General features: G+C 48.0%; 23 protein-coding genes. 14 read left to right on the forward strand and 9 right to left on the reverse strand.

Annotated features, from left to right (window positions below; translation table 11 throughout):
• Nucleotides 1-24 precede the first annotated feature (24 nt).
• The 6 genes from I2I11_RS11860 (at nucleotide 25) to I2I11_RS11885 (ending at nucleotide 3,072) form a co-directional block, all read left to right on the forward strand.
• A complete protein-coding gene (locus I2I11_RS11860) occupies nucleotides 25-408 on the forward strand; it encodes a hypothetical protein (RefSeq protein ID WP_196267919.1) in 384 nt (127 codons plus the stop codon).
• 144 nt (nucleotides 409-552) lie between these two features.
• Nucleotides 553-747, forward strand: a complete 195-nt coding sequence (locus I2I11_RS11865) for a hypothetical protein (protein ID WP_196267920.1) — start codon at nucleotides 553-555, stop codon at nucleotides 745-747.
• 43 nt (nucleotides 748-790) lie between these two features.
• Nucleotides 791-1,345, forward strand: coding sequence for a hypothetical protein (locus tag I2I11_RS11870; RefSeq protein WP_196267921.1), 555 nt, complete (start codon nucleotides 791-793; stop codon nucleotides 1,343-1,345).
• A 96-nt stretch (nucleotides 1,346-1,441) separates the two neighbouring features.
• Complete coding sequence (locus I2I11_RS11875) at nucleotides 1,442-1,969, forward strand: hypothetical protein (protein WP_196267922.1); 528 nt, start codon at nucleotides 1,442-1,444, stop codon at nucleotides 1,967-1,969.
• 95 nt (nucleotides 1,970-2,064) lie between these two features.
• Nucleotides 2,065-2,472 (forward strand): hypothetical protein, encoded by a 408-nt coding sequence (locus tag I2I11_RS11880; RefSeq protein WP_196267923.1) that lies wholly within the window; start codon nucleotides 2,065-2,067, stop codon nucleotides 2,470-2,472.
• Between the two features lie 51 nt (nucleotides 2,473-2,523).
• Nucleotides 2,524-3,072, forward strand: coding sequence for a hypothetical protein (locus I2I11_RS11885; protein ID WP_196267924.1), 549 nt, complete (start codon nucleotides 2,524-2,526; stop codon nucleotides 3,070-3,072).
• A gap of 55 nt (nucleotides 3,073-3,127) precedes the next feature.
• On the opposite strand, the gene I2I11_RS11890 is transcribed toward I2I11_RS11885, so the two are convergent.
• Nucleotides 3,128-3,928: a polysaccharide deacetylase family protein gene (locus I2I11_RS11890; RefSeq protein ID WP_196267925.1), complete on the reverse strand. Its 801-nt coding sequence runs from the start codon at nucleotides 3,926-3,928 to the stop codon at nucleotides 3,128-3,130.
• Between the two features lie 340 nt (nucleotides 3,929-4,268).
• Here I2I11_RS11890 and I2I11_RS11895 point away from each other — a divergent pair, with 340 nt between their 5' ends.
• Both I2I11_RS11895 and I2I11_RS11900 read left to right on the forward strand, forming a co-directional pair.
• Entirely contained in the window at nucleotides 4,269-5,594 is a 1,326-nt protein-coding gene (locus I2I11_RS11895) for a cytochrome ubiquinol oxidase subunit I (protein ID WP_196267926.1), read from the forward strand.
• Nucleotides 5,595-5,597: 3 nt separating this feature from the next.
• Nucleotides 5,598-6,623, forward strand: a complete 1,026-nt coding sequence (locus I2I11_RS11900) for a cytochrome d ubiquinol oxidase subunit II (RefSeq protein ID WP_196267927.1) — start codon at nucleotides 5,598-5,600, stop codon at nucleotides 6,621-6,623.
• 40 nt (nucleotides 6,624-6,663) lie between these two features.
• Here the strand turns inward: I2I11_RS11900 and I2I11_RS11905 are convergent, their stop codons facing one another.
• The gene (locus tag I2I11_RS11905; protein WP_370582972.1) at nucleotides 6,664-7,389 is read right to left on the reverse strand and encodes a TIGR04283 family arsenosugar biosynthesis glycosyltransferase; all 726 of its coding nucleotides are present in this window, start codon (nucleotides 7,387-7,389) and stop codon (nucleotides 6,664-6,666) included.
• Between the two features lie 168 nt (nucleotides 7,390-7,557).
• Here I2I11_RS11905 and I2I11_RS11910 point away from each other — a divergent pair, with 168 nt between their 5' ends.
• Complete coding sequence (locus I2I11_RS11910) at nucleotides 7,558-7,851, forward strand: (2Fe-2S) ferredoxin domain-containing protein (RefSeq protein WP_196267928.1); 294 nt, start codon at nucleotides 7,558-7,560, stop codon at nucleotides 7,849-7,851.
• Nucleotides 7,852-7,906: 55 nt separating this feature from the next.
• Here I2I11_RS11910 and I2I11_RS11915 read toward each other — a convergent pair whose 3' ends face one another.
• Both I2I11_RS11915 and I2I11_RS11920 read right to left on the reverse strand, forming a co-directional pair.
• Entirely contained in the window at nucleotides 7,907-8,440 is a 534-nt protein-coding gene (locus tag I2I11_RS11915) for a ferritin (protein WP_196267929.1), read from the reverse strand.
• A 178-nt stretch (nucleotides 8,441-8,618) separates the two neighbouring features.
• Nucleotides 8,619-8,969, reverse strand: coding sequence for a hypothetical protein (locus tag I2I11_RS11920; protein ID WP_196267930.1), 351 nt, complete (start codon nucleotides 8,967-8,969; stop codon nucleotides 8,619-8,621).
• A 96-nt stretch (nucleotides 8,970-9,065) separates the two neighbouring features.
• On the opposite strand from I2I11_RS11920, the gene I2I11_RS11925 reads away from it, so the two are divergent.
• Complete coding sequence (locus I2I11_RS11925) at nucleotides 9,066-9,443, forward strand: cupin domain-containing protein (RefSeq protein WP_196267931.1); 378 nt, start codon at nucleotides 9,066-9,068, stop codon at nucleotides 9,441-9,443.
• Nucleotides 9,444-9,510: 67 nt separating this feature from the next.
• Here the strand turns inward: I2I11_RS11925 and I2I11_RS11930 are convergent, their stop codons facing one another.
• The 3 genes from I2I11_RS11930 to I2I11_RS11940 all read right to left on the reverse strand — a co-directional run bounded on the left by I2I11_RS11930 (nucleotide 9,511) and on the right by I2I11_RS11940 (nucleotide 12,617).
• Nucleotides 9,511-10,557, reverse strand: a complete 1,047-nt coding sequence (locus tag I2I11_RS11930; protein ID WP_196267932.1) for a hypothetical protein — start codon at nucleotides 10,555-10,557, stop codon at nucleotides 9,511-9,513.
• A 118-nt stretch (nucleotides 10,558-10,675) separates the two neighbouring features.
• Nucleotides 10,676-11,419 (reverse strand): LytR/AlgR family response regulator transcription factor, encoded by a 744-nt coding sequence (locus tag I2I11_RS11935; RefSeq protein ID WP_196267933.1) that lies wholly within the window; start codon nucleotides 11,417-11,419, stop codon nucleotides 10,676-10,678.
• Between the two features lie 88 nt (nucleotides 11,420-11,507).
• The gene (locus I2I11_RS11940) at nucleotides 11,508-12,617 is read right to left on the reverse strand and encodes a sensor histidine kinase (RefSeq protein WP_196267934.1); all 1,110 of its coding nucleotides are present in this window, start codon (nucleotides 12,615-12,617) and stop codon (nucleotides 11,508-11,510) included.
• Between the two features lie 383 nt (nucleotides 12,618-13,000).
• On the opposite strand from I2I11_RS11940, the gene I2I11_RS11945 reads away from it, so the two are divergent.
• On the forward strand, nucleotides 13,001-13,576 hold the full coding sequence (locus I2I11_RS11945; protein ID WP_196267935.1) for a DUF1579 family protein: 576 nt from the start codon (nucleotides 13,001-13,003) through the stop codon (nucleotides 13,574-13,576).
• A 346-nt stretch (nucleotides 13,577-13,922) separates the two neighbouring features.
• Here the strand turns inward: I2I11_RS11945 and I2I11_RS11950 are convergent, their stop codons facing one another.
• Nucleotides 13,923-14,258, reverse strand: a complete 336-nt coding sequence (locus I2I11_RS11950) for an MGMT family protein (RefSeq protein ID WP_196267936.1) — start codon at nucleotides 14,256-14,258, stop codon at nucleotides 13,923-13,925.
• Nucleotides 14,259-14,463: 205 nt separating this feature from the next.
• On the opposite strand from I2I11_RS11950, the gene I2I11_RS11955 reads away from it, so the two are divergent.
• From I2I11_RS11955 to I2I11_RS11965, 3 genes are all read left to right on the forward strand, one after another.
• A complete protein-coding gene (locus tag I2I11_RS11955) occupies nucleotides 14,464-15,540 on the forward strand; it encodes an efflux RND transporter periplasmic adaptor subunit (RefSeq protein WP_196267937.1) in 1,077 nt (358 codons plus the stop codon).
• A 187-nt stretch (nucleotides 15,541-15,727) separates the two neighbouring features.
• The gene (locus I2I11_RS11960) at nucleotides 15,728-18,850 is read left to right on the forward strand and encodes an efflux RND transporter permease subunit (protein ID WP_196267938.1); all 3,123 of its coding nucleotides are present in this window, start codon (nucleotides 15,728-15,730) and stop codon (nucleotides 18,848-18,850) included.
• Nucleotides 18,851-19,146: 296 nt separating this feature from the next.
• Nucleotides 19,147-20,481 carry a TolC family protein gene (locus tag I2I11_RS11965; protein WP_230680144.1) on the forward strand — a complete coding sequence of 445 codons (1,335 nt, stop codon included), beginning with the start codon at nucleotides 19,147-19,149 and terminating at the stop codon, nucleotides 20,479-20,481.
• A gap of 67 nt (nucleotides 20,482-20,548) precedes the next feature.
• On the opposite strand, the gene I2I11_RS11970 is transcribed toward I2I11_RS11965, so the two are convergent.
• Entirely contained in the window at nucleotides 20,549-22,366 is a 1,818-nt protein-coding gene (locus I2I11_RS11970) for a glycoside hydrolase family 9 protein (RefSeq protein ID WP_196267940.1), read from the reverse strand.
• Nucleotides 22,367-22,498 lie beyond the last annotated feature (132 nt).

Here is a 22,498-nt window from a genome sequence, read left to right on the forward strand (position 1 = left end):
TGGTAGTTAGGCAACATTGTAAATATGAAAATTATTACTGAAGCTATAAATCAAGAACCATCTCACTCTGTGACTAAGAAGGATATTGAGACTGTAATTAAATATGTTCCTAAGGACTGGATTGGCGTGGCTCATGTATTTTTGATTGCAGAACAAAAATTTGAAAATTCTAATTGGGACAGGCCAGTAGTACAAAACCAAACTACTTTCAGGATTCTTTCACGGGGCTTAGAAAAGAAGATAGTGATAAAAGAGTTATTGATTGAGCTGGCTGTAACCCCTGCAAGGATTTACCCGATGAAATCTCACAAACTGAACAAAGAGCAGAGAAGAAAATTAGAAGAAATGATTCAACCATATTACAAGCGGATATCAGCGGAACTTCAACTGGATGAGCAAGGGATATAAATCAAAAGGGAATAAAGTACTAGTAAAAAACAACGCTGCCTAACAACAGCTAAGCGCCAGCATCGGCCGACGGCCTCCGCCGCCGCTTAGCCTAACCGTTGGCGTGCATAGGTAATTAATAGAACTCGAAATGAAAGTATAATTATGTCAAAAAGTTATCATGTAACCCGCAAGGATTTAAAAGGACTTTCGAAAAGGGAGCTTGATGAAATGGCAGAAGATAAAGACTCATTGCTTAATGAATATGCTGAGAAGAGTAGTGTTAAGCGTGAAGTCAAGAAAAAACGAAAAGAAGAAAAAGATAAGAACAACGATACGCCAACAAACCCTATAAGTTAGCTACGCCACCTTATTGCCCAGCACGTTATGAGTAAAAGAAGATATGAAAACAGCCTTTACCATCTTCACATTATTAGTTTGCTTTACTGCATTTGCCCAACAACCACAAGAAGTAAAAAATGGGGAGTTGATTCCATGGAGCCAAAGTAATAAGTTGAAGTGGAGTGATTTTCGAGGAGAAGTTAATGGCTCATCTACAGCAGCAACTTGCGCTGTATGGAATTCTTCATTCAAGTACACAGATGGTGTACTTGAATGTGAGTGTGTTAATTTGTTTGATAGGTTTCAGTCGTGGACAACTGATACTACATCTACTCAATTATTAGAACATGAGCAATTACATTTTGACATTAGCGAAGTCTTCTGTCGAAAAGTTAGAAAGGGAATTGTTGAGCTGCTGGCAACAGAAGATATTTCTGTTGCTGCATATGAAGCATTAGTGGATAGCTTGGGAAATGAAAGAGATTGTTACCAAGCCTTATTTGACAAGGAGACAGCTTACGGAGTATATGGAACAAAACAGCTTAAATGGAGAAAGAAAACAGATAGTGAGCTTGATAATCTTAATAGTTTCGCTAACACCACTATAAAAGAATAATAAGAACTTTTGCTCATAACCACACCTATACGACCGCTACGCAGCCGCATAGTCAAGCATATGGGTATCAAATCATAATTTATAAAATCAGCACAAATGAAATTTCTTCTTAAGCTAAAGCACTGGCAACTTTTTCTCCTGACGTGGGGACTTCCAATGTTGATAAACATCTTCACCTTCTCTCATCCTGAGTTAATGCTTCAAATGTTTCCAGTCATGATGGTTTTCTTTACCCTTGGAACCTTAGGGTGGGTATGGGCGATAGCAACAGAGTTAAATCAAAAACTCCCATCAGATGTAAGGCTGAATTCTGGAAGGTTCAAAATCTACTTCTCCATTCCGATATTATACATCCTGGGAATCACCATATACATAGCTTTTGTAACAAACGGTTCTGGAGATAGCTCAAATATGGCTGTGGCTGGAGTTGCTATAGTTGTTTTACACCTGCTTTCTATGGTTTTCATCTTTATGGGTTTACGATTTGCTGCAAAGACAATGAAAACAGTTGAATTAGGAAGGGTCGCAAAGTTCGGGGACTATGCAGGTGAGTTTTTCTTAATATGGTTCTCCATTATTGGATATTGGGTGTTGCAGCCACGCATCAACAAGTTAGTAGACTAATCAGAGAAGCTCTCATACCAACCCAGTGCATGCTTAACCCTTAATGTGAGTCGGGCTTCCTCTATACCTGTCGGTTCAACTTTAACAATGAAAATATGAAAAAATCAATTTTTACTAACGTAGTCTTTTATTGGGCAATTGTTTCAATTCTTGGCGTGCTATTATTATGGAATTTATACTTGACAATTGCTCACTCAAGGCTTGCTGGTCTTTTACCAATAAGCATTCAAGCAACTTTACTGGTGCTAATATTTAAAAGGCATGAATATGCAAAGAATGGAATAAAGATTTGGGCTATCATATTTTTAATCGCAAGTTCAGGATTGCAGCTTTTTGGACGTCTTCTTAAAGACTTATCTGATAGTTTTACGAATGTGGATTTACAACACTATTTAACAACAGGAATAACTATTATAGTTGGAATTCTAATCGTGAATTATACCAACAAAACTGTAGAAGTAGTAGAGATTATCAAAGAAGAAACTGAACCTAACCACAACTAAACATCAACTATGCCGCCGTTTAGTCAAGTCCATTAACCACAAAAGAAGAGTATGAAGTTAACACTACCAATGATTGTAGTAGGCCTGCTGTGGTCCTTTACAGCTTATGGGCAGCATAGTCTTACAGTGAAGGAAGTTAAATTTGACGGAATATTTGGGGCAGCAGTGAACACTTCTTCAAATGTGCAAACCATATATTGTCTTCTCGGTTTGGGCTATTTTTTAGCACCAGAATCGGATAATATAGATGTTATTATAGCTAAATGGATTGAAGACCATCCAAATGCAAGAATCATTCCGGTATATACTTTTGGCCCTATCGCAACAGATGATAAAAGTTCAACGATGACGTACTGCTGGGTAAGTGACAAAGAAGAAAATCTTAATATATGGTTAGTGAAGCAGGGGTGCGTGCATGGACAGAATTTGCAGTATCCAACGAAAGAGATTAAGAAGCAAATGGGAATGGACCAGTTAGATAATAATAGCTACGAACGGGTTCATATCAATGATTCTGAATATCAGAAATTTATACAACTCGCCAAGGATGCTACGACTTACGCTTTTGAAAATAAACTTGGCATCTGGAAAGTAAAATAGTAACCTGTGGGTAACAAAAGCATTATGCAAACGTCCCACAGCCATTCAACCATACTTATCGGTTTGTCTTTTTAGCTGTGCCAGATGCTTTTATATACTTCGTGGCTTCCATAAAGGTAGGATTCCAGATTTCCTTTTCGTGATCTTTGAGGAAATGCAGCAGTTTACTGTGTGCGGCAAGCGATACGTTTAGCGAATGTTCTCCTCCAACCCCATGAAAAAGGAACACAATCATACTGTGTGTCTGCATGGCTTTCTTCACCATGTCTATCAGTTCGTCGCCGGATTGCCCGTTTATCATGTAAGAACCGACGTTGTATAAATCAACATTGCCTTTCTGCACCATTTCGCCCTGCACGCCGCGTGCGGCAACAAAATTCTCTTTTATAGCATCCGTATATGAGGCCTCTCCTGCTTTTGTATCGCCGCAAGGGTAGGCAAATGTCCGTTCGGTTTTGCCATCTACAGCATGCAGCAGCGTATTGGTAGTCGTCATTTCATCCGTTATGCGGCGGACAGAATAGCTGGCGAGGTCGTAATCCGGCGTAACGAAGTTCCTGCCCGGCAGGCTTCCGTTGCAGGGATGAAAAAGGGTGTGGTTGGCCAACTCGTGCTGATGAGAAGCCACGATTTTCCATTCATCTATGCGTTTGGTAAAAGCCGGCGAAGAGCCAATCAGGAAGAATGTTCCTTTCAGGTTTAAGGAGTCCAAAGCAGGAATGGCATTGTCCAGGTGCACGTTTAGGGCATCATCGTAGGTAAGCACCACAGCTGCTTTCTTTTTATTCCAGTCCTGCGCCGAAGCAGCCAAGCTATACAAGCAGAGCAGCAGGGCAACGATTTTTTTTGAGTGCATTTTACTTTAAAGTTATTTTTCAGCCGAAGAGGAACGTTGAAGATACTGCAACAAGGTAATAAACTTCCTGCCAATTTATACTTACTGATGCGGCTATCTTTATAGTTCCGGCTGTATGCGCATGGCTGACCATCAATATCGACTAAAAAGTGTATGTTTATGTATACCGTAGTTCAGGTGGCGGCAATATGAAAGATAGTGTACTAAAAGTAAGGATGAGGATTTCTTTAACTCTCAATATCTCAGCCGTATCATAAGCACTTTGCTTTTACAAATACACAACTAAGAAGCCACCTAAAGACTTTAATGGTTTTACCAACAGTTTGACTAAATTTACCTTATGGATGATCTTGTAGCTGCCCGCCTGCAAATGGCAATATCGCTGGGGTGGCATATTGTATTTGCCTGTATTGGCATGACCATGCCAGTGCTGATGGCTTTCAGCGAATGGAAATGGCTGCGAACCGGCAAGCAGGTATACATCGATGTGGCCAAAGCCTGGTCGAAGGGGGTGGCTATTTTCTTTGCAGTAGGGGCTGTTTCGGGTACGGTTTTGTCTTTCGAGCTGGGGCTGCTTTTCCCGGGATTTATGAAACATGCCGGCGCTATTATCGGGATGCCCTTTTCCTGGGAGGGAACAGCCTTTTTTGTGGAAGCCATAGCGCTGGGTATTTTCCTGTATGGCTGGGACAGGCTGAACAAATGGGCGCACTGGCTATCGGGCGTAGTTGTGGGTATTTCGGGCGTGATGTCGGGCATTTTTGTAGTATCAGCCAATGCCTGGATGAACAGCCCGGCCGGTTTTACCTGGCAGAACGGCAAAGCCATCAACATAGACCCCGTGGCTGCGATGTTTAACGATGCCTGGTTTTCGCAGGCCCTGCACATGACCTTAGCGGCATTTGTAGCTACCTCTTTTGCCGTAGCTGGCGTACATGCTTTTTTGTTGCTTAAAAACAGGACGAATGCCTTTCACCGGACAGCCGTCCGGATAGCTTTGTCCTTCGGGGCCGTGGCAGCTTTTTTACAACCTATCAGCGGCGATATTTCGGCCAAAGACATTGCGGAAAGGCAACCTGCCAAGCTGGCCGCTCTGGAGGCTTTGTATCATACCAGCCAGCCTGCTGATCTGATAATTGGCGGCATTCCCAACAACGAAACACAGGAAGTCGACTATGCCATTCATATTCCGGCTATGCTCAGTTTTCTGGCCCACGGCGATTTTGACGCGAAAGTAACCGGGCTTGATAAATTTCCGGAAGCAGAAAGGCCGCCGGTGCTTGTTACGCATTTCGCCTTTCAGATAATGGTGGCCTGCGGCTTTTTACTAGCTTTTGCGGGCTTGCTGTACTTTATTTTCAGTGCGCGGTGGCAAGCTGTTTTAGAGAAGAAGTGGTGGCTGACCTTTATTGCCTGCCTTACGCCGCTTGGCTTTATAGCCGTAGAAGCAGGCTGGACAGTAACCGAGGTCGGTCGCCAGCCCTGGATTATTTATGGGGTCATGAAAACCGAAGATGCCGTATCGCCCATACCCGGGCTGCAATTCTCTTTTTATATGATAACGGGCATTTACCTGTTGCTGACACTGATACTTATATGGCTGATGCGGCGGCAGATAGCAACCGTTCCTACTTATTATCCTTCGGCCAGAAATATAAATGAATAAACCATGCTGCAGCTAATTATCATCATCTTGGGGGTAGCGTTCATACTTTATACGCTGCTTGGAGGAGCCGATTTCGGGGCCGGCATTGTAGAAACCTTTGCAGGCCGCAAAGGCGAAAAAACCATTTCAAAAGCGATAGCGCCGGTGTGGGAAGCAAACCATGTATGGCTGATCCTGGCAATTGTTATCCTGTTTACCGCCTTCCCGCTCGTGTATTCCACCATCAGCATCGCGCTGCACATTCCGCTTATGATAGTGCTGATAGGTATTGTTCTGCGCGGCTCTTCCTTTACGTTCCGCCACTACGATGTTGCCCATGGCATTACACATAAATACTACACCGCCTTTTTTCAGATATCGAGTTTTATGACGCCCGTGTTTTTAGGTATCACGCTGGGCGCCATGATACTGGGAGACATTAGCGTAGAAAATACCGGCAGCTTTTACGGGTTGTACGTCCAGCCCTGGTTCAATATATTTTGCCTGGTGATGGGCTTGTTTACCGCCTCCCTCTTTGGCTATATTGCAGCGGTATTCCTCATCAGCGAGGCCACTTATCCAGTCGAACAGGAAAGATATATCAGGCTATCCAAAATGTTCCTGTTGCTGACCTTTGTAATGGGGCTTCTGGTTTTTACAACTGCCGAACTTAAAAACCACCACCTGTTTGATGCATTTTTTAACTCCCGCTTAAGCATTGCCGCTTTTAGTGCTGTTATCCTGCTAATACCTTTTATACTTTACTTGTTCAGGCATCCGCATACTTTATACTTAAGGGCAGCCATTGGTTTGCAGGTTACCCTCGTGATGCTGGGCTGGTTTGCTATCCAGTTCCCGATACTGGTGTATGAAAGACATGGCCATCACCTCACTTTTTATAACACGCAGGCACCCGCCGCCACCCTTTACCAATTGCTGATTGCTTTGTTTGCCGGATTGCTCCTGATTATACCTTCCTTCTACTTTCTTTTTAAAGTATTTAAGATAAACAACGGGCAGAATAGTAGCCTGAGACAAACCCGGCATTAAACCCGAAGACAGTATTGAAGCCATGTAAGCAGATATTATATCAGCTCAGCAGCCACTTATAGACCTGCATCAGCCGCTGCTGCGATATGCCCAGCCGGTACAAAGTATAAATAAGAAAGTAGCCGGCCTGCAGCCGGTAAATGCCATGCTGCTTATACTTGCGCGCCGAGGTAATGACCGCATGCGGCAGCACCACAAAAGGAGCCAGCTGCCGCAGCCGACCCACTATCTCCTGATCTTCGAGCAGCAACATGCGTTCATCAAAGCCGCCGGCCTGTGTAAATAAGTCCCGCTTTACAAACAGGCTCTGATCCCCGAACCGGATGGCATCTGAATCGAAGCGCGTAAACCAGGCATTGGCACGCAAAAACCAATGCCGCTCATCAAACTGCAACCTGAAACAGCCACTCCCACTCCCCTGCTGCAAAGCCTGTCCTATCAGTTCCGCAAAATTTCCGGGCGGAAAAGTATCTGCGTGCAGGAAGTACAACGCATTGCCAGTGGCCACAGCAGCAGCCTCGTTCATTTGTGGTGCCCTGCCCTTCCTTTCGCAACGGACTACCCGCACGCCGAAATCTGCCGCTATACTTCGGGTAGCATCTGTACTTCCTCCATCGGCCACTATAATCTCCGCACTTGTATGGCGCAGCAGGTATGGCAGCAACCCTCCGATTGCAGCCTCCTCGTTGTAGGCAGGTATGATGATACTCAGTTCCGTATGGCGGTCGTTATGTGTCAGGCTGGCCTGGTATGGCTTACGGTTTATTCATACGCTGATACTCCGGAAAAATTTGCAGCATGCCGGCATATCGCATAAAGAGCCTGTTCTGGAGGGCTTGCCGAACGCCTGAATTTATTTCATGCCACAGCTCCTGATTCCGGAATGATTCAGCATACTTCGTCCATACTTTGGCAGAAATGCGTAAAAGCATGCATGAGCAAATCATTTGATACTCCGGAGAAAGTAATTTATGTATGCACGGGCAGCAAGTGCAAAAAGAAGGGTGGCAAAGAACTGGGTAAGTTTTTTAAAGAGATGATTAAAGAGGCGGGGCTGAAAGGCCGGGTAGAAGTAGTAAAAACCGATTGCACCGATCGCTGCGATTTTGCCCCCGTTACCTGCATGCAACCAGATAATGCCTGGATGCCGCAGACCACCGAAGAAAAAGCAAGAGCAGCATTCCGGGAGCACATACTTCATGGAGGCCCCACGAACCCTGCGGCATAAAAAAGCCTTTGGGTTTTAACCAAAGGCTTCATAGTTTTATTTTGTACCGGCGCAGCTATTCATACTTGTTCTCATACGTAATTTTGGGTACGCGTTTGTCAATCTCATAGTGGCCGGTACCTTCTTCTCCTATAACTTCAAACAACTCCAGCGCACGCCGGGCCACATATTCTTCTTCGATCTGTTCTTTCAGGAACCACTGCAGAAAAGCAAAGGTCACGTAGTCTTTGGCTTTCTGACATCTGTCGGCCAGGCGGTTAAATGATTGTGTAACGGCAATTTCCTGCTGCAGCGCCTGCTCAAATACATTTCTGAAAGATTCAAACTCTACCTGTATGTTGGTAACGTCCGGCGAAACAGCGCGGCCACCCATATCTGACACGAACTTGAAAAGGCGCAGCATGTGTTCGCGCTCCTCATCCGACTGCTCTTTAAAATAACCAGCGCTGAAGTCAAACCCATTGCGGTCGCACCAGCTCGACATAGCGAGGTAAGTGGCCGAAGATTCTGCCTCCATTTTTATCTGGGCATTCAGCAGTTGTTCTATTTCTTCCGTCAGGGATGTTCGTAATCTTAATAAATCTTTCATAGTTGCCAGGGTGTAATGAATCAGGATAGTTCTGTTTCCGCAGATACTTTACTTAAATACTAACTTGCTGAAAATAAGTTGTGCAGCCGTCTGTATCCGGGCAAATATGAAAACAGTCTAAATAAAAAAGCACGGCCGGGGCCGTGCCTGAATATAAATGCTGATGTATAAGGTATTGTCACGCAACTTCTGCATGCAGGCATTCGTGCAGCATGCTGTTCAGTTCCAGCATAAACCTGGCGCCGTCGAGCAGCTCCTTAAAAGCAATCAGCTCCGGCAGCGTCAGCACAAAGCAACGGTCGCAGCCACATATCGTTATAACCTCAAAATCAGAGCAGCGGTTTGTGCTGGTCGCCATTTCGTGCAGGTTTATACCTTCCACTACCTTCCTGAGCCGCAGGAAAGCTTCAACTTTCAGGGTAGTTTGTGTGCCGGCAAAGTGCAGCCGCAAACGGTTACGGCGGTTACATTGGTAAACGGCTCCTGCTTCGGAAGTATAAATTTCAACTAATGGGGCGACAGTTTGCATATCTTCTCTTAAATCAAAATGCTGTATGCTTGATGTTACAAATCTACACACTGTTTAGAATTAGTCCAAATAAATTTAGATGATCTATATCATAAAATGGAAAATCACGAAATAAACAAAGTAAACCTGGCAGAGAAGTTCGGCCTGTTCAGCGACCACTGGAACCCGCGCATTATAGGTGAGTTGAATGGCCAGCACGTTAAAATTGCCAAATTCCTGGGCCCTTTCGAGTGGCACCACCACGCGCACGAAGATGAATTTTTTCTGGTAATCAAAGGCCGTTTCGAACTGCACCTCCGCGACAAAGTAGTAACGCTGAACCCGGGCGAGTTTATCATTGTGCCGCGCGGTGTAGAACACAAACCTGTAGCCAGCGAAGAAGCCGAAGTACTGATGTTCGAACCTGCCGGCACTGTTAACACCGGCAACCTGGAGCACAGCGATCGCACCCGTGCTAACCTGGACAGACTGTAGATTTCGTTTTTCGTTGATCGTTTTTCGTTTTTCGGAACAGAATGAACTATCAACGAAAGACGAATAACTATACTTTACCGGCAGCTATCTGGGGCACTTTTACTAATGTAGTTTTCAGGTGGAGGCGCACCACATCGCCCATACTCCGGCACTTCAGAAAATCGTTGGTGTTGTGGTGGCGGGCCAGTTCCTGCTTCAGTTGCTCTACTTTTTCGGGTGTCGAAATGGTATCGCGGCGCATGTTGTCGATGAGGTCTTTGAGGCGGTAACGGGCCGATCGCAGGCGGCGATACATAAGTGTGCGTTCCTCGTTCTGATACTGCGTAATGGTTTTGGGCTTGAGCAACTTCGTTACCAGCTCCACAATCACGTTGTTATCTTTAAAAAACTGCGGCAGGTACATGGTTTTGCGGCCTTCATAAGATTGCTGGTCAAAGTCGATGGCGCGCACCCGGTATTGCTCGTCCTCAAAATCAGGCGTTACGTCTATTACATAGTTGTAGGAGCGCATGTCGCCCAGCAGGCGTACAAAGCAGCGTTCGTTAAATTTCACAAACTCTTTGGCAATGCGCACTTTGTTGGTGTTCGGCCGGTTCAGTACATCTTTGATAAACACATCGCCGGGTATGCCGGCAATATGTTCTTCTATCAGCGTGTCGCCGTCGGCCAGGTAATTGATGCGGCTAGGCGACAAAATGTGCTCCAGTTCCAGCCCATACACGCGCGAAGCATCGGCCCGCTTCACATAAAAATACTCGTAATTGTCGTTGAGCTGGTTCATGATCTGCACCCGGAAAGGATTGGAATTACCAAACGTGCAGTAGTCAATCCGCGACACGTACAGGTGCTCCATCACCGACATATCGCCGTCCGTTTTCAGCAGGGCATAAATCATCGTCAGGCCCTTGTTCAATTCCTGCTGCGTTTGCTGATCATACATCACCGATTCCCACAGCGTGTCCAGACCCTTTTTGTCGAAGTATGGAAACGAGTCGGTATAGTGCTGCAGATCACCGTAGTGCACAGGCAGTTTTGTTTCGCGGTCGTAATAATGCAGATACTTCCGCAAGCCCGGCGAAATAATATAAAACAGCTTCTTTTTGGAAATGTACACCTTTTGGAATTACGAATTAATAATTACGAATGAGTGATCAAGCTTGCTTTTATCAGCGGAGCAGGAGCGCTGCCCTTACAATTTCTAACTTTTAATTCTTAATTCATAACGAAAGCAACTACGCTTCCAGCAGGTTGTTCTGGTTGAGGATCTGGAGCACTTCGGTTTTGTAGAAGCGGCCGATGGGGATTTCGCTTTTGCCGATATCGACGGCGGTGGCGGAAAAAGCCTGTATTTTATCGAGGGCAACGATGAATGAGCGGTGAATGCGCAGGAACTTACCGGCAGGCAGCTTCTCCTCCAGAAAACTTATTTTCTGGTATGAGATAATTTCCTTCGACTCCGTTTTTACCCGGATATAATCTTTCAGGCTCTCTATGTATAAAATTTCGGAAAGCAGCACTTTCACCATTTTCTTATCCGCTTTGAGGTAGATGAATGCTTCCTTATAATCCGGCGCCGAAGTGATCGCAACCGGGCTGGCAGGTGCTGTAACCGGAACCGGCTGCTCCTGGGGCGTAACTTTAGCAACAGCTTTCAGAAAGCGCTCAAAAGCGATGGGCTTGAGCAGGTAGTCTGCCGCATTCAGGTCGTAGCTATCGAGCGCATAATCGCGGTAGGCGGTGGTAAAAATAACCTGGGGCGGACGGGCCAGCGACTTCAGAAAATCAATGCCTGTGAGCTTCGGCATCTGAATATCAAGGAACATAAGGTCGATGTGCTCGCGCTGCAGGCAGTTATAAGCCTCCACGGCATTACTGCAGCGGCACACCAGTTCCAGGTTATCCAGCCGCTGAATAAACGTTTCCAGCACATCCAGGGCCAGGGGTTCATCATCCACCAGCATACATCTGATTTTCATAGGTAGTTCTATTTTGGACAAAAGACGAAAGACTTAATGAACAGATTGCTAAATACAACACTGTTCCCATACTTATACACGGGCATCCTTACTCCTCCCCCAAATCCAGCTCTAACCTCGCCGCATAGCTGTCAGTCTCGTCTTCTGTTTCTAACGTGAAACATCCGTCGTAGAGTAATTCGAGGCGGCGTTGCAGGTTTTTGAGGCCGATGCCGGAGGCCATATCGCGCGGGCTTTTACGCGTATTGTCACCACATTTGCAGTTTTCTACCAGCAGCACCAGCAGGTTGTCCTGCATTTTTACGTCTATCCGCACCCAGGCATTGGTGGTTTCGGTGCTCACGCCATGTTTAAAAGCATTTTCTACAAAAGGCAACAGCAGCATCGGCGCTATCTGCCGGCCGGCTATACTTCCGGATTCGGTGTAGCTGATGTCCACACGGGCGCCATACCGGATGCGTTCGAGTGAGATATAATTGCGGATGTAAGCCAGCTCTTTCTCCAGTGGTACTTCGGCCGCGTTGGCCTCATACAACATATAATCCATCAGGCTCGAGAGCTTGAGGACTACCTCGGGCGCATTATCTGATTTCTTTAACGTAAGTGAGTAGAGGCTGTTGAGGGTGTTGAACAGGAAGTGCGGGTGTATCTGGGCTTTCAGGATTTTGAGCTCTGCCTCCAGTTTGTCCTGCGTCAGGTTGCGGGCTGCCTGCTGGTGGCGGTACCAGTTCTTGAGCAGCGCAATTACCGCCGTAATGGCCACCACATAGCTGATGTTCACCTCGTTCTTCACAAAGCGGTAAAAAGTCAGGTTGTCTTCGGTGCAGGTAGTGGGGCAAAACAGCGGATGGATGAGAAAGGGCAGCAGCACAAACTGCATCAGCCCGGCAATCAGCGCAATCAGCGAGAGCAGGTATACGGCAAACTCCAGGTAGCGATTTTGCAGCAGGTAGCGCGGCAGCAGGTAGTACATGTTAAAGTATACCAAGGCCATCTTAAAGGGAAGCTCCACCAGCTCCACCATAAAGGCGTTGTAATAATCGTCGATGTAGCTGCCGTAGAGCAAGCCAAAAAACACCACGTAACACACCCAGAAAAGCAGGTGCTGCACCAGGCGGTGCTGCGTGATGTTGCGCACATCCGGCAGGCCCCACAACTTCAGATCCAACGCCCGCGCCGGGCTCAACTTTGCTTCCATGTTACAAATTTACGATTTCTGAAGTATATGCTGCCATGCCTCTCCGGGTATTAGACTACCAGCAATCATAACCGCACCGGCTACAGGTATTATCTCCTCAACAGCGTTGGTACTATAATAGATGAGTGACCGGTAATGCCGGAAAGGGGAAGATACTTGTTAACTGGCCTGTTTTAACCTGCTGTTAACACATCCTGTTCGTCGGTAAACTTTTTTCTCCTCAACATGCTGATACAAAAAAAGCAACCCTAAGTATAGGCCTCGCCCGCGTTAGTCTAAAAGAAAAGCATCGTCTTATAAAACAGGTTATACTTGTCCTGTTATCCGGCACTTAATCAGCAGTCTGGTAATAAGCATCCGTAAACCTATAACCTCATAAAACGATGAAAAAAGCAGTAATCTTCCTGCTGGCAGTTATACTGCTGGCAGGAGCCGCGCCAACAACACAGGCGCAAAAAAACGCAAAAATCTCAGTGGCAGAAGCCAACGCCATACTTCAGAAAATGAAGGGCGACTGGCAGGTAAAAACATTGATCTGGCAGCCGGATCAGAAAAGTTTTTTTGAATCGGACGGTATGGTCAGCTACAGCACCGATGACAACAAAGCGGTACGCGAACAGTTTGACATTACGCAGCCAGATGGCAGCACGAAACATTACGAAGGTACGTTGCGCTACGCAGAAGACAAACAGCGTTTTGAGTTTGTAGGGCTGGATGACGAAGGCAAAGCAAGCGTTATGATGCAGGGCAAATGGGATCCGCGATTTAGCATGTTATACTTTAAACCGGTGAAAGGGCAAATGCGGGCAGATGGTAAAAAGAAGCTCCGCCAGCAACTGCAATACTTCTTCTTCGACGATGGCTCCCTTAAAAAAGTAACCAAAATACCAGACGGCAAAGGCAATTACCTGATAGCGGCCGAGTACCACTGCAAGCAACAGGAAACCGTTGGCTTGTAAGTAGATTTGGAAATTCGGAGATGTATAAATTTGAAAATAAAGTGCTTCTATTTGAGGCTTTACTAAATACAGGAACACCGGTTTAGTTTATCTCCCTGCCTGACACCGCTTTGAGCTTTATGCAAAACAGGAAACCTGTGCCACTGCTTAGCACCGGCACAGGTTTCCTGTTTTTATACTTTACGCAGCACAAAAGCTCTATATTTGTTTGGCGGCTCGCGCTGTAGGTGATGTGGCAGGGCCGGTAAAAGAGGATCACTCAGATCTACTCCTTTATTCTTTATAGGAGAACAACAAGTAAACCTGTGCCACATCCATCAGCAACTTTTAACTCTTAATTCTAAACTTACAGCAGTTCCTTTCCCGGGTCCCAGAACAGCTTTTCAAAATCCACCACCTTGTCTTGTTCTACTTTTACGCCGTCCTGCTCCAGGCGCACCTGCATGGCGTTTAGTTCGCCGAAATGCTGTTTGCCCGTCAGCAGGCCATTGCGGTTTACCACACGGTGCGCGGGTATTTTGGCAAAGGGCTGCGAGGCTATCAAGGCCCACCCTACCATGCGGGCCGAGCCTTTGGCCCCGAGGTAAGCGGCAATAGCGCCATAAGAAGTTACCCTGCCTTTGGGAATCAGTTTTACCACTTCGTATACATTTTCAAAGAAATTCTCTTTACCCGCTGCCATACTTTAATTTTTTTGTCTGCTGTTTTAAACCAATTTCACTACCGTTTGTCTTACAGTTACACCTGTTTGTAGTGTAAAGCTACGGCTGGTTTCAATTCCAGCAATAATGTTGTAACTTTAAACGTCCTGTTGCGGCACTTCTGCCAGATAAGCCTGTTTTATACAATATCCTTATACCATCAAATATAATCGCCCGGAAGCATACATGAACAAATCCGTCAAAACTATTCTTATACTTGTGGCTGTTGCAGCAGTAGTATACCTTATTGTGAGCAAATTTACTGGCGGAGAGCAGGCGCAGGCAGGCCCCTCCAAAGGCCCTTTGCCCGACCTGGTAGCGGTTAAAGTATACGTTGTTTCTCCTTCCTCCTTTCAGAATAAGATTACGGCTACCGGCTCCGTGCTTCCCAACGAAGAAGTGGAACTGCGCAGCGAGATAGCAGGCCGCGTAACCAACATTAATTTTAAAGAAGGCACCCGCGTGAAAGAAGGACAGCTGCTGCTCACGATAAACGATGCTGAAATGCGTGCGCAGCTGCAAAAGCTTCAATCCAATCAAAAGCTTTACAAAGACATGGAGGAGCGCCAGCACACGCTGCTCGAAAAAGAATACATCAGCAGGCAGGAGTACGATCAGGTATCCAACCAGCTGGCAACCGCCAATGCCGACATCGGGGCGCTGAAAGCCTTGATGGATAAAGCTTATATCAAAGCACCTTTTGACGGCGTGATTGGCCTGCGCAATGTGAGCGAGGGCAGCTATGTTTCGGCGGCTACACCCATCGTCAGCGTAGTGGATATCAGCCCTGTGAAAATTGATTTTGGCATACCCGGCCGCTATAGCAGCGAGGTGAAAGTAGGCGACTCTATTTCTTTTACAACAGAGGGAGATCCTAAACCCTACACGGCCCGCATTTATGCCATAGAACCCAACATCGACCCGGCTACCCGCACCCTGCAAATCCGGGCCTTATACCCGAACACCAACGAGGAAGTGAAGCCAGGTGCTTTTGTAAATATCCAGTTGGCTTTAGAGAATACAGATCAGGCCATACTTATTCCAACAGAGTCCATCGTGCCGGAGGCTACAGGCCAGAAAGTATTCCTGGTGAAAGATGGCAAGGCGGTTCCGAAGATGGTAAAGATCGGGCAGCGTACAGAGCGCATGATTCAGATCCTGGATGGGCTGGCGCCGGGCGATACCATTATCCGCTCCGGCGTGTTGCAGGCACGCCCTGGCTCAGAACTTGATATCAGGGAAGTAAAAACCGGTGAAATTTAAAGCAGTTGCTTTAAGATAAGCTTTTTATAGTATCATAAAGGGAGGTTTTCAGCTGCTTTGCTGTTGATAGCTCTAGTCGAGACAAGGGGCAGGCAGGTGACGCATACGCCGGCAGATGCATTGGTAAATTAATTTGTGACATTACAATTCCGGATGCAACGCCGGCATTTTATAAGTGTAAGTAGATATGGCAAGCTTATCGTCTATAAGTATAAAGCGCCCCGTACTGGCCATCGTGATGAGTATCACGATTATGCTGTTCGGGGTCATCGGGATTTCCTTTCTGGGTGTGCGGGAGTACCCGAGCGTAGATCCGCCTATCGTGAATGTGTCGATGTCGTACACGGGCGCCAACTCGCAAACCATTGAGGCCGAGATTACAGAACCGCTTGAGGAATCCATCAACGGTATTGCCGGTATCCGCACGCTGACGTCTACCAGCCAGGAAGGCCGCAGCAACATTACCGTAGAGTTTGACTTGGGCGTAGACATGGAGGCTGCCACCAACGATGTGCGTGACCGCGTATCGCGGGCGCAGCGCCAGTTGCCGGACGATGCTGATCCGCCTACCGTATCCAAAGCCGATGCCGACTCAAACCCGATTCTGATGCTGGGCATCAAAAGCGATACCCGCTCGCTGCTCGACCTGACAGACATTGCCACCAACAACTTTAAAGAACGCCTGCAAACCATACCGGGCGTAAGCTCTGTGGATATATGGGGCGAAAAACGTTATTCCATGCGCCTGTGGCTAAACCCCGACAAGCTGGCTGCCCTGAAAATAACTCCCATTGAAGTACAAAACGCTATCCTCCGCCAGAACATTGAACTGCCCTCCGGTAGTATCGAAGGATCTACTACCGAACTTTCAGTACGTACCATGGGCCGCATTTCCACGGCTGAAGAATTCAACAACCTCGTTATCAAGCAGGATAGCGACAGGCTGATCCGCTTCAGGGATGTAGGCTATGCAGAGCTGGCGCCTGAAAACGTTAAAACAGCCCTGCGCTACAACGGCATCCCAATGGTGGGTGTCGTGCTGATTCCGCAGCCGGGCTCAAACCAGGTAGCTATTGCCGAAGACTTCTACAAACGCCTGGAACTTATCAAAAAGGATCTCCCGAAAGACATAGAACTGGTGATTGGTTTCGACAACTCGCAATACATCAAAGCTTCTATTTCGGAGGTGGAAGAAACCATATTTATTGCTTTTGGCCTGGTAGTTATCATTATCTTCCTGTTCCTGCGCGACTGGCGCTCCACGCTTATACCTATTGTGGCCATACCTGTATCGCTGATAGGTACCTTTTTTGTGATGTACCTGATGGACTTTTCCATCAACGTGCTGACGCTGCTGGGTATTGTGCTGGCCATTGGCCTGGTGGTGGATGATGCCATTGTGGTGCTGGAGAATATTTATGCCCGCATTGAAGAGGGAGAGCCTCCGATGAAAGCCGCTAAAAAAGGCTCGGCAGAAATATACTTTGCCATTATCTCTACTACTGTGGCGCTGGCGGCGGTGTTCCTGCCCGTTATCTTCCTGGATGGGATGATAGGCCGCCTGTTCCGTGAGTTTGGTATTGTGATTGCCTGCTCGGTTATTATATCCGCCTTTGTGTCGCTTACGCTTACGCCGATGATGTGCTCGCGTATGCTCAAGCATAAGGATAAGCCTAACTGGTTTTACCGCAAAACCGAGCCCTTCTTTGTCGCCCTTACAGAGGGTTACCGCAGCAGCCTGCAAAGTTTTATGCGCGTGCGCTGGGTCGCTTTCGTCATCCTGTTTGCTGCGGCAGGCGGCATTTACCTGCTGGGCACCATGCTGCCGTCGGAACTAACGCCTTACGAAGACAGAAGCGGTATCCGTGTCAACGCGACAGGCCCTGAGGGTGCTTCGTTTGAGTTTATGGATGAGTATATGAACGAGCTCACCAACATGGTCAGCGATTCTGTAGGCGGTATAGAAAGTATGCTCACGATGACGCGCAACTCCAACTCCGGCTTTGTGCGCCTCCACCTTGTGGAGCCGGAAAACCGGCACCAGACACAGCAGGAAATTGCGGATCAGCTTACCAGCCTCACCAAAGGGATACCCGGCGCCCGAGCCTTTGCCTCCGGCGATCAGGGACTGAGCGGCGGACGTGGCGGCGGGCAGCCCATACAGTTTGTGGTACAGGCACAGGAGAGCGAGAAACTACGCGACATCATTCCGCCCTTCCTGGAAGCAGCACGCCAGGATCCCACTTTCACCTTTGTGGATGTAGACCTCAAGTTCAGCAAGCCGGAACTGCGCGTGGAAATCGATCGCGAGAAAGCCATATCAATGGGAATAAGTGTGCGCGACATTGCCCAGACGCTGCAAACCGGCCTGAGCGGCCAGCGCTACGCCTACTTCGTGAAAGATGGAAAGCAGTACCAGATCATCGGCCAGGTATTGCGCGAAGACCGCAGCCAGCCTCTTGATTTGCGCAGCCTCTATGTTAAAAATGCCGACGGAGAACTGGTGCAGCTCGACAACTTGGTACAACTGAAGGAACAAAGCGCCTCGCCGCAGCAATATCGTTTTAACCGTTTTGCGTCTGCTACCTTTAGCGCCTCGTTGGCCAAAGGCAAAACCATTGGCGACGGCATTGCCGCCATGGACAAAATAGCTGATAAAGTGCTGGATGAAACTTACCAGACGTCGCTTACCGGCCAGTCACGCGATTTTTCCGAGAGTTCGTCGAGTTTGCTGTTCGCCTTTGCCCTGGCGCTGGGGCTTATATACCTGGCGCTTTCTGCACAGTTCGAGAGCTTCCGTGATCCCGTTATCATTATGTTAACTGTGCCGCTGGCGCTGGCGGGCGCCTTGCTCAGTCTTTGGTGGTTCAGCCAAACCATGAACATTTTCAGCCAGATAGGTATGATTATGCTCGTGGGCCTGGTAACAAAAAACGGTATCCTGCTGGTAGAGTTCGCCAACCAGAAAAAAGAGCAGGGCATGCACAAACTCGAGGCCATACAGGATGCCGCTGTGTCACGTTTGCGTCCCATCCTGATGACGAGCCTTGCCACCATACTTGGTACGCTGCCCATTGCACTGGCCCTGGGCGCCGGCGCCGAAAGCCGGGTCTCGATGGGTATAGCCGTGGTCGGGGGCCTTGTTTTCTCTACCGGCCTGACGCTGTATGTAATTCCGGCTATTTATTCATACTTCTCTACTGCCTACATCAGGCATACGGATGATGATGTGCAGGAGCATGGGGAAGTGCAGGAGGATCAGCCGGAGCAGCCAGTTAAGCGCGAGCCCATGCCCGCATACAGCAGATAACCATCGACAGCAAAACAGCGCATAATAATTCAGGCCTTTGGTTAACAGGAAACCGGTACAGGTATAACCAGCATTTTATATTTGTACCGGCTCAGATAACAGACAGTGACGTAACAGTTAGCTTTTATAAATCGCCGGCACATCGTTCAGGTATAAACAGGGCTTGGCTGAAGTATAAATGTGTTTAATACCGGGATTTATACTTGATGTCATTGTTCTGATTTACCTGGCAGACGGTACACTTTAATTTAATAAATTTATTTATAAGCATTCGAGATAAATCACCGATGTCATACATGAAAGCTGCAGCATTCACCTTTATCATCATAGTGCTGCTTTTGCCCGGCAAAGCCTTTAGCCAGGAGAAACTTACTTTAGAGCAGGCCATCCGCATCGGCCTGGAGCAAAACTATGATATCCGGATTGCAGGTACCCAGGATGATATAGACGCCAACAACGTGACGCTGGGCAATGCCGGATTTCTGCCTACGGTGAATGGCCGCGTAACACGCGACTTTTCTAACAACAATACGCGCAACCAGTTCGAGAGTGAAGAGCCCCGCATAGTAGATAACTTACGTTCCAATACAACCAATGCCAGTGTGCTGCTGAACTGGACAGTGTTTGACGGTGGCCGCATGTTTATAGAATACAATCGCCTGAAAGCGCTGGAGCAATCGGGCAAGCTGCTGACAAAGGCCGTTGTGGAAAATTCTGTAGCAGATATTTCGGATGCTTATTACGAAGTGGTACGCCAGTCGAACAAGATAAAGGCGCTGGAGGAAGCCATAGCGATTTCTGAAAGCCGCATGCAGATTGCACAGGCACAATATGAAGTAGGCGTAAGCGCCAAGGTAGAGATCCTGCGGGCGCAGGTAGATTACAACGCCGACCGCTCGGAACTGCTGCGCCAGCAGGAAACGCTGCAAAACGCTAAAATCAACCTCAACCAGTTGCTGGGCCGCGACCCCGTTATCAACTTTTCTGTCGCTGATTCTATTGTTGTAGACAGGCAGCTAAATTACCAGCCGGCCAACACCAGCCTGCTGGCTACAAACCCCAATCTGCAGCGCCTGCAACTGCTGCGCGACATTGCCCTGTATGACCTGCGCGCAGCCCGTGCACTGCGCCTGCCCGTGATAGGTGTATCGGGCAGCTATGGCTATAATAACTCGCTGCAGGATCCGGTAATTTATGGAAACATCGCAGGCACCAACGAAAGCAGGCGCCTCGGCTTTAATTATGGCCTGGCATTGTCGCTGCCCATCTTTAATGGCTTCGAAATCAACCGCCAGGTGCAGAATTCCAAAATATTAATGGAGAGCAACACCCTCGAATATCAGCAGGAGCAACTCAGGCTGCACTCGGAGCTCGCCCGCGCCTACAGCCGGTACAACAATCGCCTGGAGCTGCTCACGCTGGAAGAAGTTAACCGGAAACTTGCCGACGAGAATGCGGAGATCGCGTTGGAACGGTATAAACTTGGCCTGCTTACGGCTATTGAGCTGCGGGAGGCCCAGCGCAACCAGTTAGTAGCCAGCAACCGCCTCATCGACATCAGGTACGAAGCCAAAGCCGCTGAAACAGCCCTGAAACTCCTCACCAGCTCCCTGCTGCAGGAAACGCTATAGCAAAAGTTAATTCGCTAAACTAACTACACGGCATCACAGGTATAATGCATGCCTGTGATGCTGATTATTACTGCGCCGCTCCCGAAAAACCGGCTTCTTGTTGCAGTGCTTCCATGGCGCCGGCCAGGTAAACGAGCGGTGCATTCCAGTTGATGGCTATTTCGTTGGAGGCGTAAGAACAGTCTGCATCCAGGTACATTTCATCCGGAGATGTGGCTGTGTAGCCGGTACAGTTATCCTGTTTCGGCGCATTAGCATTTGTGCCTCCTGAAAGCAGCCCCGGAACCGGTTCCTCTATTCCGTCTGCAACAGATGGGCGATGATGCGGATGCATGGTGGACTTCTCGCCGTAGCCCGTTAAAAAAGAATAACCCGTGGCATTGCGGCCCAGCAGGTAATCCAGGTTGGAGAGTGCTGACTGCAGGTATTTTTTGTCGCCCGTAATCTGGTAGGCCTGCACCAGCGCCACGCCCTGGTTAGCTGCCACAGCGCTGCTGCCCCATATATAATCGTCCTTTGATTTACCCATTACGGTTCTGTACGCGTTGGCAGCAGTACCATCCAGCAACTCATCGGCAAAATGTACCAGGCGTTTTTTTATCTCAGCAATATCATGCTGGGCAACAGGTGTCAGATTATTGCTGTTGCGGAGCAAAGTATAATAGGCCAGTAACCTAACCTGCGGCCAGGAAGGAAGTAGCATCTTGTCGTCAGGTAACATGTTCACAGCTGTGTAGTAGCTGTCGTTGTGGGTGGTGGTATATAATTCGGCGGCAGCCCAGATAAACTCATCACTGAAATCTTTGTCGCCATAAGCACCGGTGGTTACATCCGGGTCATATGCCTTGTTCATCTCATCCTGAGCATATACTACGTCAGGATTCTTTTGCGCCCACGCCCAGGCTTTTGTGGCAGCAGTCAGACAGGAATCAGACAGGCCCGGCAGCGCCTGCTCATAGTTTTTGTAGATGCGGCTGGCCTGTGCCATCACGGCGGCAAAGTCCAGGGTAGCCGCTGTTCCTTTCTGCACAACGTAGCGCACCTTTCTGGCATCAGCAGGCATAATCATCCCTTCAAAAGCCGGAGCTGTCAGTTTGTGATACACGCCGCCATCATTCGGGTCCTGCATGGCCAGCATCCAGCGCAGGTTCCAGAGGGTTTCATCCAGCAGGTCAGGCACGGTGTTGTTGCTCTCCGGTATGTTCAGGTTCTGTGATTTATAGTATTGCGGGAAGTCTTCATAAGCCGACAGCAAAGTGCCCATACTAATGCCGCTGTTCACGATATACTTGTTGTAATCCCCGGCATCGTACCAGCCACGCGGCGCAGAAATAACGGTGCCCGCCGGCCGTTGCGCCGTTGCCGCTGACGGATGTACCAGCACTTTATTATCAGGATGCCCGGCGGGGCGGGGCCATTTGCCTGCATACTGCTCCGGCAGGTCAGCAGACATGCGCTGGTAATAAAAACCTTTTAGGGCAGCAGCGGCTACATCCTCATGTACATCCGGGCCAATTTCAAAAGTATAGGAATGCCCCACTCCCGGAATATCAATTACATACACGCCTGGTTCACTAAATTCGCTGAAATCAGCTACACGCGTGGGCCTGTTGGACAACGCGGCCGGTTTGGTATCCGTCAGCTGGCCGGAATAAACTGTTTTGGACAGATCCGGGGTTTTCAGGTAAAACTTATCACCTTCGTTCTCTCCTACTACTACGGCTATCTTTGGTGCTTTGGGATAAAATCCTATCTGATTCAGGCGTATAGCTTCAGTGGCCGGCTGCGCCGCTGTTGCCCCGGGCTTCTGCTGCACTCCGGAGCAGGAAAACAGAAAGGCAAGTGAAAGTAAACCTACTGCTTTTGTAATAGTAGACAAATCCATATATCGTTAGATTAAGTGATATTAAACGTTCTCACGCACCCCCAACATGCAGGCAGCATTACAGGAATGTCACCGGCAGGCTGCAAGCGGATGGGCTTAACATACAGCTAATGTAAGCGAATAATACAGCAG

The sequence above is a fragment of the Pontibacter rufus genome (assembly GCF_015694705.1).
GTDB classification, from domain to species: domain Bacteria; phylum Bacteroidota; class Bacteroidia; order Cytophagales; family Hymenobacteraceae; genus Pontibacter; species Pontibacter rufus.

Bases quoted from the DNA above. Each gene is read 5' to 3' on its own strand.
- I2I11_RS11860 (WP_196267919.1), top strand. From the start codon at position 25: ATGAAAATTATTACTGAAGCTATAAATCAAGAACCATCTCACTCTGTG.
- I2I11_RS11865 (WP_196267920.1), top strand. From the start codon at position 553: ATGTCAAAAAGTTATCATGTAACCCGCAAGGATTTAAAAGGACTTTCG.
- I2I11_RS11870 (WP_196267921.1), top strand. From the start codon at position 791: ATGAAAACAGCCTTTACCATCTTCACATTATTAGTTTGCTTTACTGCA.
- I2I11_RS11875 (WP_196267922.1), top strand. From the start codon at position 1,442: ATGAAATTTCTTCTTAAGCTAAAGCACTGGCAACTTTTTCTCCTGACG.
- I2I11_RS11880 (WP_196267923.1), top strand. From the start codon at position 2,065: ATGAAAAAATCAATTTTTACTAACGTAGTCTTTTATTGGGCAATTGTT.
- I2I11_RS11885 (WP_196267924.1), top strand. From the start codon at position 2,524: ATGAAGTTAACACTACCAATGATTGTAGTAGGCCTGCTGTGGTCCTTT.
- I2I11_RS11890 (WP_196267925.1), bottom strand. From the start codon at position 3,928: ATGCACTCAAAAAAAATCGTTGCCCTGCTGCTCTGCTTGTATAGCTTG.
- I2I11_RS11895 (WP_196267926.1), top strand. From the start codon at position 4,269: ATGGATGATCTTGTAGCTGCCCGCCTGCAAATGGCAATATCGCTGGGG.
- I2I11_RS11900 (WP_196267927.1), top strand. From the start codon at position 5,598: ATGCTGCAGCTAATTATCATCATCTTGGGGGTAGCGTTCATACTTTAT.
- I2I11_RS11910 (WP_196267928.1), top strand. From the start codon at position 7,558: ATGAGCAAATCATTTGATACTCCGGAGAAAGTAATTTATGTATGCACG.
- I2I11_RS11915 (WP_196267929.1), bottom strand. From the start codon at position 8,440: ATGAAAGATTTATTAAGATTACGAACATCCCTGACGGAAGAAATAGAA.
- I2I11_RS11920 (WP_196267930.1), bottom strand. From the start codon at position 8,969: ATGCAAACTGTCGCCCCATTAGTTGAAATTTATACTTCCGAAGCAGGA.
- I2I11_RS11925 (WP_196267931.1), top strand. From the start codon at position 9,066: ATGGAAAATCACGAAATAAACAAAGTAAACCTGGCAGAGAAGTTCGGC.
- I2I11_RS11935 (WP_196267933.1), bottom strand. From the start codon at position 11,419: ATGAAAATCAGATGTATGCTGGTGGATGATGAACCCCTGGCCCTGGAT.
- I2I11_RS11940 (WP_196267934.1), bottom strand. From the start codon at position 12,617: ATGGAAGCAAAGTTGAGCCCGGCGCGGGCGTTGGATCTGAAGTTGTGG.
- I2I11_RS11945 (WP_196267935.1), top strand. From the start codon at position 13,001: ATGAAAAAAGCAGTAATCTTCCTGCTGGCAGTTATACTGCTGGCAGGA.
- I2I11_RS11950 (WP_196267936.1), bottom strand. From the start codon at position 14,258: ATGGCAGCGGGTAAAGAGAATTTCTTTGAAAATGTATACGAAGTGGTA.
- I2I11_RS11955 (WP_196267937.1), top strand. From the start codon at position 14,464: ATGAACAAATCCGTCAAAACTATTCTTATACTTGTGGCTGTTGCAGCA.
- I2I11_RS11960 (WP_196267938.1), top strand. From the start codon at position 15,728: ATGGCAAGCTTATCGTCTATAAGTATAAAGCGCCCCGTACTGGCCATC.
- I2I11_RS11965 (WP_230680144.1), top strand. From the start codon at position 19,147: ATGAAAGCTGCAGCATTCACCTTTATCATCATAGTGCTGCTTTTGCCC.
- I2I11_RS11970 (WP_196267940.1), bottom strand. From the start codon at position 22,366: ATGGATTTGTCTACTATTACAAAAGCAGTAGGTTTACTTTCACTTGCC.